Annotated in this window: 15 protein-coding genes; 5 read left to right on the top strand and 10 right to left on the bottom strand. The window is 51.7% G+C overall.

Annotation, left to right across the window (positions count from 1 at the left end; genetic code table 11):
• Positions 1 to 2: 2 nt before the first annotated feature.
• The 10 genes from HMPREF9473_RS01085 to HMPREF9473_RS01040 form a co-directional block, all read right to left on the bottom strand.
• Positions 3 to 344, bottom strand: coding sequence for a hypothetical protein (locus HMPREF9473_RS01085; protein ID WP_006778196.1), 342 nt, complete (start codon positions 342 to 344; stop codon positions 3 to 5).
• Between the two features lie 22 nt (positions 345 to 366).
• Positions 367 to 846, bottom strand: a complete 480-nt coding sequence (locus HMPREF9473_RS25860; protein WP_006778195.1) for a hypothetical protein — start codon at positions 844 to 846, stop codon at positions 367 to 369.
• Between the two features lies 1 nt (position 847).
• On the bottom strand, positions 848 to 1,639 hold the full coding sequence (locus HMPREF9473_RS01075; RefSeq protein WP_138669821.1) for a hypothetical protein: 792 nt from the start codon (positions 1,637 to 1,639) through the stop codon (positions 848 to 850).
• Positions 1,640 to 1,830: 191 nt separating this feature from the next.
• Positions 1,831 to 3,789, bottom strand: coding sequence for a DUF5702 domain-containing protein (locus tag HMPREF9473_RS01070; protein ID WP_006778192.1), 1,959 nt, complete (start codon positions 3,787 to 3,789; stop codon positions 1,831 to 1,833).
• Positions 3,790 to 3,815: 26 nt separating this feature from the next.
• Positions 3,816 to 3,998 (bottom strand): Flp1 family type IVb pilin, encoded by a 183-nt coding sequence (locus tag HMPREF9473_RS01065; protein WP_006778191.1) that lies wholly within the window; start codon positions 3,996 to 3,998, stop codon positions 3,816 to 3,818.
• A 45-nt stretch (positions 3,999 to 4,043) separates the two neighbouring features.
• The gene (locus tag HMPREF9473_RS01060) at positions 4,044 to 5,258 is read right to left on the bottom strand and encodes an immunoglobulin-like domain-containing protein (protein ID WP_006778190.1); all 1,215 of its coding nucleotides are present in this window, start codon (positions 5,256 to 5,258) and stop codon (positions 4,044 to 4,046) included.
• An 80-nt stretch (positions 5,259 to 5,338) separates the two neighbouring features.
• Entirely contained in the window at positions 5,339 to 6,076 is a 738-nt protein-coding gene (locus tag HMPREF9473_RS01055) for a type II secretion system F family protein (protein WP_175422946.1), read from the bottom strand.
• Positions 6,066 to 7,280, bottom strand: a complete 1,215-nt coding sequence (locus HMPREF9473_RS01050; protein WP_006778188.1) for a CpaF family protein — start codon at positions 7,278 to 7,280, stop codon at positions 6,066 to 6,068. The genes HMPREF9473_RS01055 and HMPREF9473_RS01050 overlap by 11 nt, the downstream gene beginning before the upstream one ends.
• Positions 7,281 to 7,299: 19 nt before the next feature.
• A complete protein-coding gene (locus tag HMPREF9473_RS01045) occupies positions 7,300 to 8,295 on the bottom strand; it encodes a hypothetical protein (protein WP_006778187.1) in 996 nt (331 codons plus the stop codon).
• Positions 8,296 to 8,342: 47 nt separating this feature from the next.
• Complete coding sequence (locus HMPREF9473_RS01040; RefSeq protein ID WP_242830819.1) at positions 8,343 to 8,852, bottom strand: A24 family peptidase; 510 nt, start codon at positions 8,850 to 8,852, stop codon at positions 8,343 to 8,345.
• Between the two features lie 358 nt (positions 8,853 to 9,210).
• Here HMPREF9473_RS01040 and HMPREF9473_RS01035 point away from each other — a divergent pair, with 358 nt between their 5' ends.
• The 5 genes from HMPREF9473_RS01035 (at position 9,211) to HMPREF9473_RS01015 (ending at position 15,804) form a co-directional block, all read left to right on the top strand.
• Positions 9,211 to 9,432, top strand: coding sequence for a YaaL family protein (locus tag HMPREF9473_RS01035; protein ID WP_006778185.1), 222 nt, complete (start codon positions 9,211 to 9,213; stop codon positions 9,430 to 9,432).
• A gap of 34 nt (positions 9,433 to 9,466) precedes the next feature.
• A complete protein-coding gene (locus HMPREF9473_RS01030; protein ID WP_006778184.1) occupies positions 9,467 to 10,801 on the top strand; it encodes an alpha-amylase family glycosyl hydrolase in 1,335 nt (444 codons plus the stop codon).
• 3 nt (positions 10,802 to 10,804) lie between these two features.
• Positions 10,805 to 12,715: a 1,4-alpha-glucan branching protein GlgB gene (gene glgB, locus HMPREF9473_RS01025; protein ID WP_006778183.1), complete on the top strand. Its 1,911-nt coding sequence runs from the start codon at positions 10,805 to 10,807 to the stop codon at positions 12,713 to 12,715.
• A 71-nt stretch (positions 12,716 to 12,786) separates the two neighbouring features.
• Positions 12,787 to 13,485: a response regulator transcription factor gene (locus HMPREF9473_RS01020; RefSeq protein WP_006778182.1), complete on the top strand. Its 699-nt coding sequence runs from the start codon at positions 12,787 to 12,789 to the stop codon at positions 13,483 to 13,485.
• Between the two features lie 21 nt (positions 13,486 to 13,506).
• Complete coding sequence (locus HMPREF9473_RS01015; RefSeq protein ID WP_006778181.1) at positions 13,507 to 15,804, top strand: sensor histidine kinase; 2,298 nt, start codon at positions 13,507 to 13,509, stop codon at positions 15,802 to 15,804.
• Positions 15,805 to 15,865 lie beyond the last annotated feature (61 nt).

Here is a 15,865-nt window from a genome sequence, read left to right as displayed (position 1 = left end):
ATTCACTCCTGTACCAGCGTCAACAGACGCATAAATTCTTCCGGTTCATAGATGTTACTTTCTATATTAAGGTTCCAGTTTCCGCCCTCCACGCGGCCACTTACGCGGGACATCCCCCGCTCGGCTTCTATCTGATATGGAACGGTATCTAACGCCAGGGAATCCCCCGGCATAGTCTCCCTGTGGCGCAGGACCTCCACCATTTCCTGAAGGCGCATGTTTCCGTTGGTCTGTCTGCACTGCCGATACGCAAACTGAATCAAGGATACCATGACGCTCAGCACAATGGCCATGATAAAAGACGCCTCCACGGTGTAACTGGCCTTATATCGTTTTCCTGACATATACTTCCTCCTTATCGGCCACTTATAATTGCCACATATGACTGATATTCATGAATATTGCCGCAATTGACACAAATGGTAGAAATGGAATGCACATTTTGCGAACCGGAACTCCCCTGACAACGCCCCAGATAATCAACATCATTCCATAACCACAACAGAACATCAGCCCATAACACAACAGCCCCAGATTTATCTTCCATGGCACATAAAGCCCGCTGACCACAAAGAACAGACCGTCCCCCTCCCCCACATCGCCATGGAGCAGACGGCTGACCACCAGAAGAGCTCCTCCCACCGCCACACTGCATCCAATTCCAACAAGGCGTCTCGCAGCATCCGGCCCACCGGCCATATCCCCACTGCTGCCCCACACCATCTCCATGATACGGCCCGCCGCTCCGATAACTCCAAATCCCCAGAACATCCAGCCAGGTATCATCCGTTTTATCAAGTCTGCCACCGCCGTCATTCCCATAAAGCAATACCATATAAGATTCATATCAACCTCCCGAACAATAGGAACACCCACCAAGATGTGCCACCTCTGATTTTTTGACCGCCTTAACATAAGCCATGATGGCCGTGCAGGAAGAAGAACCATGATAACTGGTCCCACTCCGCATGATAAACACCTGTCCCCCGGTTCCACCGCCACAGACGGCACACGGGTGATACTTTTTGCCATCCGCATTGCGCAGGCCGTCCACCTCCTCCCGCGATACACCCGTCAGCTGATTGTAAAGATAATGGCAGGTCCGGCTCTCATGATACCGGGTGCTGTTTTTCCCCACATAGACAATCTCGTCATCCTCCTCACCGGCGCCGTCTTCCAGCCAGCCGCCCTCCTTCCCAATCCACGCCCGGCGGCAGCTGGCGCTGGTCATGGGAACCGCGGACAGACCCAGCACCGGAAACGGCAGCGCCATCTCATAGCTGGCCACCAGATTCACCATCTCACCGTCTTCCATGAATTCCGACTGGCTCAGTGACAGCTTCCGTATCTGGCTTTCATTCAGTTTCCGCCTCACCTGCACCTGGGCATAAGCCATCATGGCCGCCCCCTCCAGCCCGTCCACGTCAAACTCCATGTCCAGTCCTTCCTCCGGCAGCTTTATCTCCGTCTTCTTCTCCTTCAGTTCATATCCCACATAGGCCAGCTGGCACAAATCCTCGCACACCGACTCCACCACCGCCTGCACCTGCCGCTGGCGGTTCATCATGGCAAACGGCATGGTCATAGTCACCATGGCAAACAGAAACAAAGGCAGCACCACGGACGCTTCCACCGTCATACTCCCACCCAGACAGAGGAAGATGGATGGAAATGTCCTCTTTCCACAATTCTTCCTTCTTTTTAAGCGGGGAATTCGTACTTGGAGAGTTGCTATTTGTTTATTTTTTTTAATATCCCCGATTTTTTCAAATGACTGTGTGAAAAAGGACATTGCCATCCACCTCCCCGTATCTTTTATATTTTCCTATCTTAATAGGCCTTCTGAGACCTTACCTGCATCTGATATCCGTGTTCTCCGCTTCCCGTCATGTTTTCCACAAAGGGCAGCGCAAAGAAGACATGTTTTCCACAAACCTGTGTCTTCATATCCACACGGTAACCACAGCGTTTCATCAAAAATCCTCCCTGCTCCAGCCGGATGTCCATCTGCATCACATCCATCATCCGATAATATTTCTGCCCCGACGGCACCAGCAGAAGAAGCAGTTTTAAATATCCCGCATAATCAAGGCCCTTCCCGCCTCCTGATGTCACAGAACTTCCCCTGCTCTGCCCCATACGTAACAGCTGCTCCACTCCCAGCGCCCAGTCCTCCCGGCTTTTCAGCAATGGAACTTTTCTGCCCTCCAGCAAGGTCTGCACATCCACAATGGATTCTCCCAACGCCCAGACACCCATAATAAAAAAGGATGTTATCTCCACCAGCGGAGTCAGTCCCAGCGCGCCGGTAATCACCAGCGCCAGAGCTTTGGCCTCCTCCCGCTTCTGGCTGTCGGAGAGAATGTGTATCAGGTTCAGCCCGGAGCGGACCATCAAAACCTGTTTCACCGCGTCCGCCAGATTGCTCCTGTCATCCTCCCCGCCGGTGAGCAGATATTCCATCTGATACTGCTGTCTCAAAGCCCGGCTGTCTGCCGTCCCCTCTTCCTTTCCAATCCAGAATCCGGGAGCGGAGACAAAATTGGCAAAATGCCTGGCGCAGTACTCATCCACCAGCACCCGTGTGATGAGATTGAGCCGGTCTGTCTCTCCCGGGTTTTCCTTCTCTTTCGAGGGCGCGTCCGTCAGATTCAGCATGACAGTAGATACCTGGCGCTCCGGTGGTATGACAAGCTCCAACAAGCCCTGGTTTACCATGTTTTCTATCTCCAGCAGCCAGCCGCGCTTCTCCTCGTCTTTGACGCCGGATTGTTTCTGCCCGCTGATATGTATCTGATTCCAGACGCCTGACGCCGCCGACCACATGGGGCCGGAGTTGTCATCGTCCTCCTCATCCAGAGAAGCCAGGTAGGCTTCGATATCGTTGACGCGGCCTTTTACCTCCTCAATCACGGCCAGATTCCGCTCCCCTTCCTCCCCAAGAGCCAGTATCTCCTGACGTCTGGCGCCATCCTCCGCCACATAGGAGCGGTACTGTTCCAGCTCCTGATTCATCACCTGCCTTCGCTCCTCCGTCAGGTCCTCCCCCTTCGAGGCCAGCTCTGCCTCCATCTCCTCCAGCCGTGCCTTGCATTTATCCGCCTGCTTCTCATAAGCCTTCAGAAGTTTCGGAATCTTCTTTATCTCATCCCTCAGGTCATTGGCCGCGCGAAAGAACCCATAGCTGTCCTCCCCCTGCAAGGCCCTGGCTCCCTGGGCGTGATGCTCCTGCTGCCTGGCCTGGCACGCATAGAGATTGTCCAGCGCCTGTTCCAGTTTCCATGCTTCCTTACTCTCCTGCTGATAGGAAGATGCCAGGCCCTGCATGGAAGCGGCCTCTTTTACATTCTGAAAAAACTGCTCCCCATCTTCCGGCTTGATATCAAGCCCACTCCAGATTCCATATTTCATGTAAGCCAGTATCTCCTCCTCCAGCCAGATTCCGTCCCCGTCTGTCAAACTCTGTATCACCTCCGGCTCCGCGGAGTCTGCCGTCATGGGGTACCAGTTCTCTGTTTCCAGGGAAGTCATCAGAAATCCCAGATACCGGTCTCTGATATCATCCGTAGTCTCATACTCCAGCCCCATCAGGTGATATTTCTGCCACAACTGCCGGTGATACTGGCTGAACAGCGAATCCATGGAGGAATTTGCGGCTATCTGGAGATAACATCTGGCCCCGGCTGTCCGGGCCGATTCCAGCATAACGCAAATCAGCCCGGCCACACACAGCAGAACCATGCTCAGAAACACCGTGATTTCTCCCCGTTTTCCCTTCCGTCTACCCATTCTCATTCCTCTCCGACCGGACGTGCTTAATACACCTCTTTCGACTGGTTATTAATTTCTTTAAAGATACTTTCCAGCAAATCGGTAATCTGTTTCTTGAAGATAATCACAAGCCCGATTAACACTACAAGTATCAGTACCACTTCAATGACACCTATCCCGTCTTCCTCCACGCAAAACGCCCTGATTTCGTCTTTTAACCGTTTCATATAAATTCTCCCTTCTACTTTTGTCTTTCTCTTTAAAATCATTCATCAAGTCATGGACATCATGGCCGGAACCATGATAATCACCATCACAATCCCCAGCATCAGAAACAGCGGCACCAGCAGCTTTGTCCCGGCCTCCTCCCCCAGCCGTCTCGCCATGGTTTTCCTCTGCTCCCATGCATGGTTCATCTCCGCTTCCAGCAGATTCTTCAGATTCTTCGTCCCGGTCTTCCGGTTCTGTTCCAGCAGACTGGACAGTTTCAAGTACGGCTGAAGCTGACAGCGCTTCCCAAAGCTGATAAGGGCTTGTCCCTCCGACACCCCGCAGGATATCTGATGCAGTGTTTCCCCCATCTCCTCATAGGCAGCCCGCGGTTTCACCCGCCCCCGCTTCAACCGCTCCTGATAATCCAATACCAGCCGCTCCCATGCATTCAACACGGTCATTCCTGCCCCAATAAATACCATCAGTTTGAATACAATCTCCGAGTAGTCGGCCATCATCTCCCGGCTCCGCCGTTTCTTCTTCTCTTCCACCTCCATCTTGTCTCTCGCATAACACAAGACCGCCATCAGAACACCCAGAACCAGCAGTATCTCATTGCCGGAGCTGCTTTTATCCCTGTAATGAAGCGTATTTCCCCCATACTCACCCGGCAGCCACAGCTCCTCTTTCGTCTGCTGCATCCTGTCAAGAAATGCAATCCGCTTCAACAGCCCGGCCACAGTCTCCTCCCGCTCCGTCAGCAGCGGCGGAAGAACCCGGATGGGAATCTCATACTTCTCACTGTACTCACCCGCCATCAGATAAGCCGTCAGCCAGACAGGTACCCCATCCTTTGGCAGAGCTGTATCTTTGATATGCCCGAAGGAGTCCATAATATCTGGTTCATCTGAAGACCAGCGGATTTTCACTCCCTCATCGGAGAGCCAGGTGACGAGATTCAAGTCCTCCCTCACCTCGGAAAAGCTGGCATTTCCCTCCAGAACCCGCTCCCCAATGGTTGACATAACATTTTCAAACACGGCTTCCGCCTCGTCCTCCCTATACCGGCGTTCCCCGACAGTGACCTGAATCGGCTCCTCCCCATCGAAAAGCCCGTCCACCAGCAGCTCATAATCCGTCTCCCCCTGCCCATAGGAATTTCTCGGCAGCGCCCCTGTCTTTCCGATGTCCTCCATTCCGGACACCCACTGGGCCAGCAGAAAACACACCACGCCGCCGCACACACAGAATATCTGCTTCTTTCCAATCTTCATATTTCTTTGTCCTTGACTCCCTTCATTTGTTCACCTACTGTGCCTCTTGTTCCCCAATATTCCAGCAATTCCAGTCCTTCTTACAGCTCAATCTTCAATATCATCCCCGACATCAGATACGCTGTCAGATACACCGCCAGACACACGGACATAATCACCCGCCCCATCGTCGATTCATACATCATATTGAAAAACCCCGGGGACGTCCCGTCGATATACAGAATAATCAGAAAGGGAATCAGATTCATAATCTTCTGCTCAAACTGCCTGGAGGACGTCAGGGTCCTGATTTCCTCCTGCACCTGAATCTTGTCATTCATGACCCCCACCGTGTGATTGATGATAGGCACCAGCTGCCCGCCGCTTCTCTTTGCAACGGAAAAGATTCTCGCAAAATTCTCCACATCCTCCAGCCCGCTTCTCTCCCCCAGCTCCATCATCACCGATTCCACCGGCCTGTTCATCCTGATCTGCTGGACCATATAGGCAAACTCCCTGGTTATGAGTCCCTGGCTTCCATAAAGGGTCTGAAGTTCCTGCCCGCTGATATCAAGGGCATTCTCAATGGAATATCCGGCGCTTAAGGAGGACGCCAAGATGAGAATCGCTTCCTTAAACTGTAAATTCAACTCCCGCAGCCGTTTCTCCTTCAGCTCCTTTCTCCGATAGACCGGGTACAGAAACACCAGCGGAAGCAGTGCCAGAAACACATAGATATTTCTGTAAAAGGTGTAAGCTATCACCCCATCCACCGCCAGTCCCACAGCCAGACCCGTTATCACATCCAACGGCGTCAGCCGGTATCTGTCATAGCGAATCACCTGCTGCCCAGAGCTTTTCCCTGGCCTTAAGCTCCCCAACCTTCTTAAGAGTCCCCTTTTCTTTGGTATCCTCAAAGCGGTAGAGGGCATTGAGCCGAATCTCCCCTTCTTCATAATCTCCCACCTCCGTAATCCACAATACTTTCCTGCTCTTATCTCTCAGCCGCCCCAGATGAATCATAATATCCAGGGCCGACGCAATCTGGCTCCGGATGGCCGCCAGCGGCAAATCCGCTCCCATCAACACCATGGTCTCCAGCCTCGCCAGCATGTCCCTGGGACTGTTGCCGTGCCCACTGCTCAGTCCCCCGTCATGTCCCGTATTGTAAGCGTTCAACAGCTCCAGCGCCTCTTTTCCCCGGACCTCACCGACAATGATTCTGTCGGGGTTCATACGAAGCGACGCCCGGATTAAATCTCCGATAGAGATAGCCCCTTCCCCCTCGGCGTTGGCATTTCTCGTCTCCATCCGCACCAGATTCTGCACGTGCTGTATCTGAAGTTCAGCGGAGTCTTCGATTGTGATAATCCGTTCATCCTCGGGAATATATGCCGACAATGCATTTAAGAAGGTGGTCTTACCGGAATTCGTGCCACCGCTGATAAAGATGTTGTAACCTGCCCGGACAAGTTTTTTAAGCAGTTCCGCCGCCTCCTTTGTGAGCGCCTCCGCCTCAATCAGGTTGTCCATGGTGAAAGCCCGTGGAAATTTCCGTATGGTCACGGTGGGTCCGTCCAATGCCACCGGCGGCAGTACCACATGGACACGGGAGCCGTCCGGCATTCTGGCATCCACGATGGGGGACGATACGTTGACCACCCGGTTTACCCGGCTGACAATCTGCTGTATCATGTCCTCCAGCTGCTCCTCCGACTCAAACTCATAATCCCAGGGCTTTACCTGGCCTCCTTCCTCCACAAAGATGTGGTCCTTCCCATTTATCATCACTTCCGTAATCTCCGGGTTGTCCATGGCCTGCTGCAATACGTCAAGCCGCCGAAACGAGTTAAACAGCGATGTCCGCAGCTGCACCTTCTCCTTCAACGGCAGGTATACCCTCTGGCCTGTCTCCAGAATGCAGACATCTATCATCTCATAAAGTTCCTCGTCCGTGACCTGCTGCCTGCTGTTCAGCTCCACCCGCAGCCGCTCCCGAAGTTCCTCCCGGATTCCTTTTCTCCGAACGTCCGATTCCCCCATAACGTCATCCCCTTTCCCATCATTTTCCTTTCAAAAGCTGTCTCACATAGTCTCCCAGCTCGCCCCACACCAGCTGCTCCAGATAAGTATCTCTCCGCCCAAACCCGCTGTGATACGGCAGCTTCACTCTCTGGATCTTCTCCAGAAGCCCCCGCTTCCCCGACGTCTCCAGATACGCCTCAAACTCCTCCAGCTTGGCCGCCGACACGCAGTCATCTTTCACCGGCATATACACCGCGTCGCACGCATCCATCATCGGTATGGCGTGCCGGCCCACATTTCCCATGTCCACCACCAGCATTTCATAGCTGCTCTCGCTGGCAATCCTGGTCAGAAACTCCGCCATCTCCTCCCCGGTTATCTGTCCCAAATCCTCAGGGTAGCGCACCGGCGGAATATAGTCCAGATTCCCCCAGGTGTAAATCATGGAGCTGAGCCGGGCAAAGCTGCAGTTCCCCTGGCGGTAAAAGTAAAAGACATCCGCCAGGTCCGACTGCATCTCCTCCCCCACCAGCCTGGAGAAGCCGGAATACTCCTCCATGCTCACCAGCAGCGTTTTCCCATTTTTCCCTAGCTGCTGCCCCAGAGTCCAGGAAAATGAGGTCTTCAGACACCTTCCTATGGGAGAATACACCCCCAGAATCTTCGCCTTCGTCCCCACAATCACATATTCCGCCGTCTTCGGCTGCTCGCAGTAGTGGGCCAGCACTTCCCGGATAATGCTGTCCGTGGACTGGTACTTGTACACGCTCGGATACTCCTTGGGCGCCGGGACCACCTCCCCGTCCGCCAGCACCACCACCTGCCCCGCCGGTATCTCCTTCACCAGCTCCTTCGGCACCGCACTGCTGATTAACAGTATCTCAATGGTATGCTCCCTGGCATACTCCTTCAGCGCCTCCAGGCTCGTAAACGCCACCACCTGAAACGGCACCTTCTCCTTCTGGTTTGTCACATCCGCAAACCGGTCTGCATAGCGCGGCTCCACATCGTACACCGCCATAGTTTTCTCCATAAGTCCCTCCTTTGTATGCTCCTCTCCCTTTTATCGGCTTTTTAACATCAGCCTTTGATAAAAAAGAGATATACCAGCGCCCCCAGGAACAGACACAGACCAAACGGTATGGTGTGCGTATATCCATCCCTGGACGGGTCATGGTATGCCGTCACTTCTTTCGTGAGAATTAACCGCCTGACATAGGCGTAAAGATAATTCAGACGCCGGAACAGAGTCCTCTGCACCAGCATTTTTATCAGGGACATAGCCGCCCCTATGAGAAATCCATAAACAATTGACAGGCTTCCATCCCACGGACCGAGAAATCCGCAGATAACCGCCATCAGTTTGATATCCCCCGCCCCTATCATCCTGACATAAAACAGAGGGAAAAATACCGCCGATGTCGCCACACACCGGACGAGAAACCACACGGGCACTTCCCAGGCGCGCTCCACATTTCCCATGGACAGCCACCACAAAAGCCCCATTCCGATACCGGCTCCGCCAAACACCCACCAGTTGGGTATCCGGTGCTCACGCAAATCGTAGACAGCGCCGCCGGCCAGAATCACCAATACAACAATTGTCTTAATCAGAAATACATTCCCCCTTACCTGTTCTCAGTGTCTTTACTCTCTTACTGGAATATATGCCCGAACCGGGCCATTACATGATATCCTTTGGATATCACTAGTACATAGCGGTGTTTTCAGAAAGAAACACCTGAATGTTTTTTCATTATGCACGCTAATCTACGAAATGTCAAGCACTAAATTCAAAATTTTGTCGAAATTTAATCGAATGGTGTCTTTTTATTCAGACAATATTCATTGACCTAATTTCCTCACAATGGTAAAATATAAGGTACTTATGAATAACATTTCCAACTTCCAGTTATACTAGTTTTATCATAAGATGGGAGTTGATGTTATGAAGCATATCAGAAAATTAAAAGAAACAAAGGACCGCTTTCTGGAAACCCAGAGACTGCGGGCCGAGATTGAGCAGAGCCGCAACTGCATTGACTCTGCCAGAAACCATTTTGAGCAGGCCGTCGAGCCTACTCTCATTGACTGTTATATTTATGAATTGAACGCGGCACAGCTGCGATATCAATTCCTTCTGAGGCGGTTTAAAAGCCTGGAGGTGTAGAAAAACAAAGTAAGATAACTGGAGGACAATTATTATGGGTACGTGGTATGAGAAGGGGATATTTTATCATATGTATCCCCTGGGCATGACGGGGGCTCCGAGAACCAATGAGGAGCCTGACATCATCAATCGTTTTGAGGAGCTGGACAAGTGGATTCCACATATCCGCTCCCTGGGATGCAACGCCGTATACATCGGGCCGCTTTTTGAATCCTCCTCACACGGGTATGACACCAGGGATTATAAACTGGTAGACAGAAGACTGGGCGACAACGACAGCTTCCGCCAGTTTACCTCCCTGTGCCATGAAGCAGGAATCAGAGTGGTGGTGGACGGAGTGTTCAACCACACCGGGAGAGAGTTCTTCGCATTTCAGGACATTCAGAAGAACCGGGAGCAGTCTCCCTACAAGGACTGGTACAAGGGTGTGAATTTCGGCTGGGGAAGTCCCCTTGGGGATTCCTTCGGGTATGAGGCCTGGCAGGGACATTTTGAACTGCCCTGTCTGAATCTATGGAACCCGGAGGTGAAACAGTATCTGTTCGATGTCATTCAGTTCTGGATTGATGAGTTTGACATTGACGGCATCCGGCTGGACTGTGCCAATGTTCTCGATTTTGGCTTTATGAAGGAGCTTCGCAGCCAGACTTCGAAGATGAAGGAGGACTTCTGGCTCATGGGAGAAGTTATCCACGGGGAATACAGCCGCTGGGTCAACCAGGAGATGCTCCACTCTGTGACTAACTATGAGTTACATAAGGGATTGTATTCCGGTCACAACGACCACAACTATTTTGAGATTGCACACACGGTCAGACGGCTGGAACAGATTGGTTACCAGCTCTATACCTTCGTGGACAATCACGACGAGGACCGTATTGCAAGCAAACTGAATAACAAAGACCATCTGTATCCGGTTTACACACTGCTCTACACCCTTCCCGGAATTCCGTCTATCTATTACGGCGGGGAATGGGGCGTTGAGGGAAAACGTACCCGGGACAGCGACGTGGCTCTTCGGCCCTGTATCTCCATCGGGGAGGAGCCGGAACTTCACAGTGAACTGACTGACTTTTTAAGCCAGCTTGGCAAGATTCATGAGGAACATTCGGAATTTCATGGCGGACGCTATCAGGAACTGCTGCTGACCAACCGGCAGTATGCGTTTGCGCGTTTCGCAGAGGGGTCCGCTGTCATCACCATTGTCAACAATGATGATGCACCTGCCACCCTTTCCGTACCGGTGCCGGTACATGCGGACGAAGCCGTGGATTTGATGACGAACGAGAAATATCCTGTTTCTGATGGACGGGTTGGGGTTTCTATAAAGGGCAATCACGGAATTGTCTTAAAGATAATGGAGGGCTAAATTATGGCTGGTAGCAAAAAAGAGATTGGAACGGGGTTTATCACGGAGGTTGACCGGTATCTGTACGGGGAAGGCACCCACTATGAGATTTTTGAGAAGCTGGGCGCCCATCCGAGAAAATATAAAGGGAAGGACGGCATGTATTTTGCTGTCTGGGCCCCCCACGCGCGGGCTGTCAACCTGGTGGGCGATTTCAACGGCTGGGATATCGACGCGACTCCCATGACCGTACTGGCCGATTCCGGCATTTATGAGGTATTTGTTCCAGGACTGGGTGTTGGAGAATTGTACAAATACGCCATCACCACACAGACCGGCAAGATTTTGTTTAAAGCGGACCCCTTTGCGTTTGAAGCAGAATATCGTCCTGGCACCGCATCCATCACAGCGGATTTATCCGGGTTCAAATGGAAGGACAGCGCCTGGATGACCAAACGCCATGAGACGGACCCGGTCCACATGCCGATGTCCATCTACGAGGTTCATCTTGGCTCCTGGAAGAAGAAGGACCGGGAAGAAAAAGACGGATTTTATACATATGTGGAAGCGGCCCACGAACTGGCCGATTACGTGAAGGAGATGGGATATACCCATGTGGAGTTGATGGGAATCGCCGAGCATCCGTATGACGGCTCCTGGGGCTACCAGGTGACCGGTTACTTTGCTCCCACCTCCCGCTATGGGACTCCGGAAGATTTTATGTATTTCGTGGATTACATGCACAAACATGGCATCGGCGTTATCCTTGACTGGGTGCCGGCACATTTTCCAAAGGATGCCCACGGTCTTGCTGATTTCGACGGCCAGGCGCTCTACGAGTATGCGGACCCGAGAATGGGCGAGCACCCGGACTGGGGCACCAAGGTCTTTGACTACGGCAAACATGAGGTGTCCAACTTCCTGATTGCCAACGCTGTTTTCTGGGTGGAGAAATTCCACGTGGACGGTCTGAGAGTGGATGCGGTGGCTTCCATGCTGTATCTGGACTACGGCCGCTCCAACGGCAACTGGATTCCCAACAAGTACGGGGACAACAAGAACCTGGAGGCCATTGAGTTCTTCAAGCATTTGAATACCGTACTTCAGGGACGCAACAGCGGCGCCATGATGATTGCCGAGGAGTCCACGGCATGGCCCAACGTGACCAAGCATCCGGAGGATGACGGACTGGGATTCCGGTTCAAATGGAACATGGGCTGGATGCACGATTTCCTGGAATACATGAAGCTGGACCCCTATTTCCGCAAGGCCAACCACAACAAGATGACCTTCGGCATGACCTATGCCACCAGTGAGAACTTTATTCTGGTGCTGTCACATGACGAGGTGGTACATTTAAAATGCTCCATGATTAACAAGATGCCCGGACTGTACGAGGACAAATTCTCCAACTTAAAGGTGGGATACACCTTCATGATGGGTCATCCGGGCAAGAAGCTGCTCTTCATGGGACAGGATTTTGGCCAGCTTCACGAGTGGGACGAAAAAGTGTCCCTCGACTGGTATCTGACCGGGGAGTCCACCCACGCTGATTTACAGAAATACGTGAAGGATTTGCTTCACATTTATAAAAAATATCCGGCGTTATACACCATGGATTATGACTGGGATGGATTCCAGTGGATTAACGCCAATGATGCGGACAGAAGCATTTTCAGCTTTATCCGAAGGGGAACTACCGGGAAGCAGAACCTGCTGTTTATCTGCAATTTCACCCCGGTTGAACGGCCTGATTACCGGGTGGGCGTTCCGAAGCGGGGGAATTATACGCTGCTGCTGGATGAGACCCACGGCGCCTACGATGGCAAGGAGAAGGGACCTGTATACAAATCCACCAAGGGTGAATGTGACGGCCAGCCTTATTCCTTCGCCTATCGGCTTCCGGCTTACGGTACGGCTATCTTCCGTTTTTAACTACTTTACTTACTATCCATCCGGCATCATAACCTGCTAACTAACACACTATACCAAGGAGGCAAAATAACATGCAGACCATACTCGTATGCGATGACGACAAACAGATTGTAGAAGCCATTGATATTTATTTAACTGGCGAAGGGTTCCAGGTGATTAAGGCTTATGACGGCTACGAAGCTCTGGAGTTACTGGAGACCCACGCGGTTGACTTAATGATTGTGGACGTCATGATGCCGGGACTGGACGGAATTCGAACCACGCTGAAGGTGCGTGAAACCAGCAGTATCCCCATCATCATCCTGTCCGCCAAATCCGAGGACACCGACAAGATTCTCGGCCTGAATATCGGTGCGGACGATTACATCACCAAACCGTTTAACCCGCTGGAACTGGTGGCCCGTGTGAAATCCCACATGCGCCGCTACACCCAGCTTGGCAACTTAAACAACCAGCAGAGCAGTGACCAGATATACAAATGCGGCGGTCTGCTGATTAACGATGACAACAAGGAAGTGACCGTGGATGACGAGCTGATTAAACTGACTCCCATCGAGTACAATATCCTGCTGCTGCTTGTGAAAAATGCAGGCAAGGTATTCTCCATTGACGAAATCTACGAGCAGATATGGAACGAGGAAGCCATCGGAGCCGACAACACCGTGGCCGTACATATCCGCCATATCCGCGAGAAGATTGAGATTAACCCGAGAGAGCCGCGCTACTTGAAGGTGGTGTGGGGCGTGGGCTACAAGATTGAGAAACAGTAGAGGGGCTGCCAGAGGAAACACATGAAAAAAATACAATGGTCTATGCAGTTAAAAAAGCAGTTCATCCTTCTGCTTCACATCGTTTTTTTAGGTCTGCTTCTGACAGGCTTCAGTTTCATATACTTAAATTCCAACTATGGCAGAGGACTCAGCTGGATTCACGAGGAATCTTACGCCGATACCTTTGCCTTCAAGGAATTGTTAGAGGACGATATTGAGAAAATCTTCCAGTACGTCAACTACAAGGACGTGTTTGAGACCGACGGGGAGGTCGACTACTCCAAGGAGATGGTCAGTGTAACCTTCAACTCCGGCAAGACGGTGGTCTACACCTTAGACGCCCTGATGCGGTACGCCAAGGGGATGGGATACTATCTGGACGATTCCTATGAGGTGGCCGGAGGTCCCAAATCTCCCAGCATGGACGAGGTCGCCTACCCGCAGATCAACTGGAAGGCCTACAACCCGGATGAGCAGTACAACGAACCCGGGGATGCCTACGCCTCTCTGGAGGAGCTTTCCGTGGAAGTGCTGACCCTTCTTGGCGAGTATTACCGGATTCAGTTTAACTATGTAGCGAAACCGTCCAACCTGTATTTTCAGGTGTTCTACATGGATGACAGTCTCCAGGACAATCTCTATACCAACGCCGCCGGGCGTTCGCCGGATGAATTAAAACAGCTGGGCCGTTACCTGTATATCTCCGGGGAGACGATTCTCATGGATACCAACATGAAGTATATCCCTGACAACATCACTTCCCTGCTGGAGAAATACAATCTTTACAGCAACAACAACTATTATATCGTTATCGCGCTGGATACCACATATCCCTACGAGGACGATTACTCTAAGGCGAACCATGAATACCTGAGCATCCGGATTGATTATATCACCGGCCTGGTGCTTCTCGGTATCGGCCTGGTGGGCTGTCTGATTACCCTGGCCTGCCTGCTCCCCATATCGGGATATGAGACCCGGAAACGGGATGCTGTGCGGCTCCACGGCTTCGATAAGCTGCCGCTAGAGCTCAACGCGGTTCTCTTTTTGCTGGCTCTCTATCTGGCCTCTCTGCTTTCCGAGAAGGTCGGCTACCGGTTCCTGCATCTGGTGGTGGACAACCACTACTGGAACTTTGCGGAGCGGCTGCTTTTGGACACCCTGATTTATCTGTGCTGCCTGACAGAAGCATTTTCCCTGGTGCGGTGCTATAAGGCCAAGGTGCTTTGGACAAACAGCCTGCTGCACAGTTTGTACCAGTGGATTATCCGCTATCTCACCGGTGTCTCCTATCCGTTCCGGCTCACCCTGACATTTCTAGGGTATCTGCTGGTCAACGGTGTGCTGATAGCTGCATTTTCCTACCTGTTCACCAAACAGGACCTGCTGTCTTTTTCTCTGTTTTACCTGATACCGGCTGTGGCTATCATCTGCTTCAATATCTGGGTATTTTTGGAGCTTCTGAAAAATGCGGTTGAGAGCGAGAAAATCTCCAAAGCGCTGTATAACATCTCCTCCGGCGATACCGGATACACGGTGGACGTGGACGTCTTTACCGGAAGGGAACGGCAATTGGCGGAAGCCATCAACAATATCGGAAGCGGACTGGACGCGGCCCTGCAGGAGCAGGTCAAGAGCGAGCGGTTAAAAGCCGATTTGATTACCAATGTATCTCATGATATTAAGACGCCGCTCACCTCCATTATCAACTATATTGATTTGATAAAGAGGGAGAAGGTGCAGGATGAGAAGATTCAGCGTTACCTGGAGGTCCTGGACCAGAAATCCCAGCGGCTGAAGACGCTGACGGAGGACCTGGTGGAAGCGTCCAAAGCAAGCTCCGGCAACTTAAAACTGGAGATTTCGGATATTGATATCGTGGAGCTGGTTTGGCAGACGAACGGGGAGTTCGAGGAGAAGTTTGAAATCCGTCATCTGGAAATGATCTGTCATTTTCCCGATGAGGCCATCATTATCGAGGCGGACGGGCGGCGGCTGTGGCGGGTTTTGGAAAATCTCTACAACAATGCCTTTAAGTACGCTATGATGAACAGCCGTGTTTATATTGATATCTTCAAAGAGGATAACATGGTGTATTTTACCATTAAAAATGTGTCTGAGAATCCGTTGAATATCCGGGCGGATGAGTTGACGGAGCGTTTTGTCCGGGGCGATGTGGCGAGAACCACGGAGGGAAGCGGACTTGGACTCTCCATCGCAAAGAACTTGACGGAACTTCAGGGTGGAACCTTTACCCTGTATATTGACGGAGATTTATTCAAGGCACAAGTTGGATTCCCTATAAAAGTGAAAGCCTGATTGATTGTCTTGATACAAATTCTGATACAAAATAGAAATACCAGATATGGTTTGCTGTATG

The organism is Hungatella hathewayi WAL-18680 (assembly GCF_000235505.1).
In the GTDB taxonomy this organism is placed as follows: domain Bacteria; phylum Bacillota; class Clostridia; order Lachnospirales; family Lachnospiraceae; genus Hungatella_A; species Hungatella_A hathewayi_A.
Note: the sequence above shows the minus strand (reverse complement) of the source record. Positions and strands in the feature narration are given on the sequence as shown.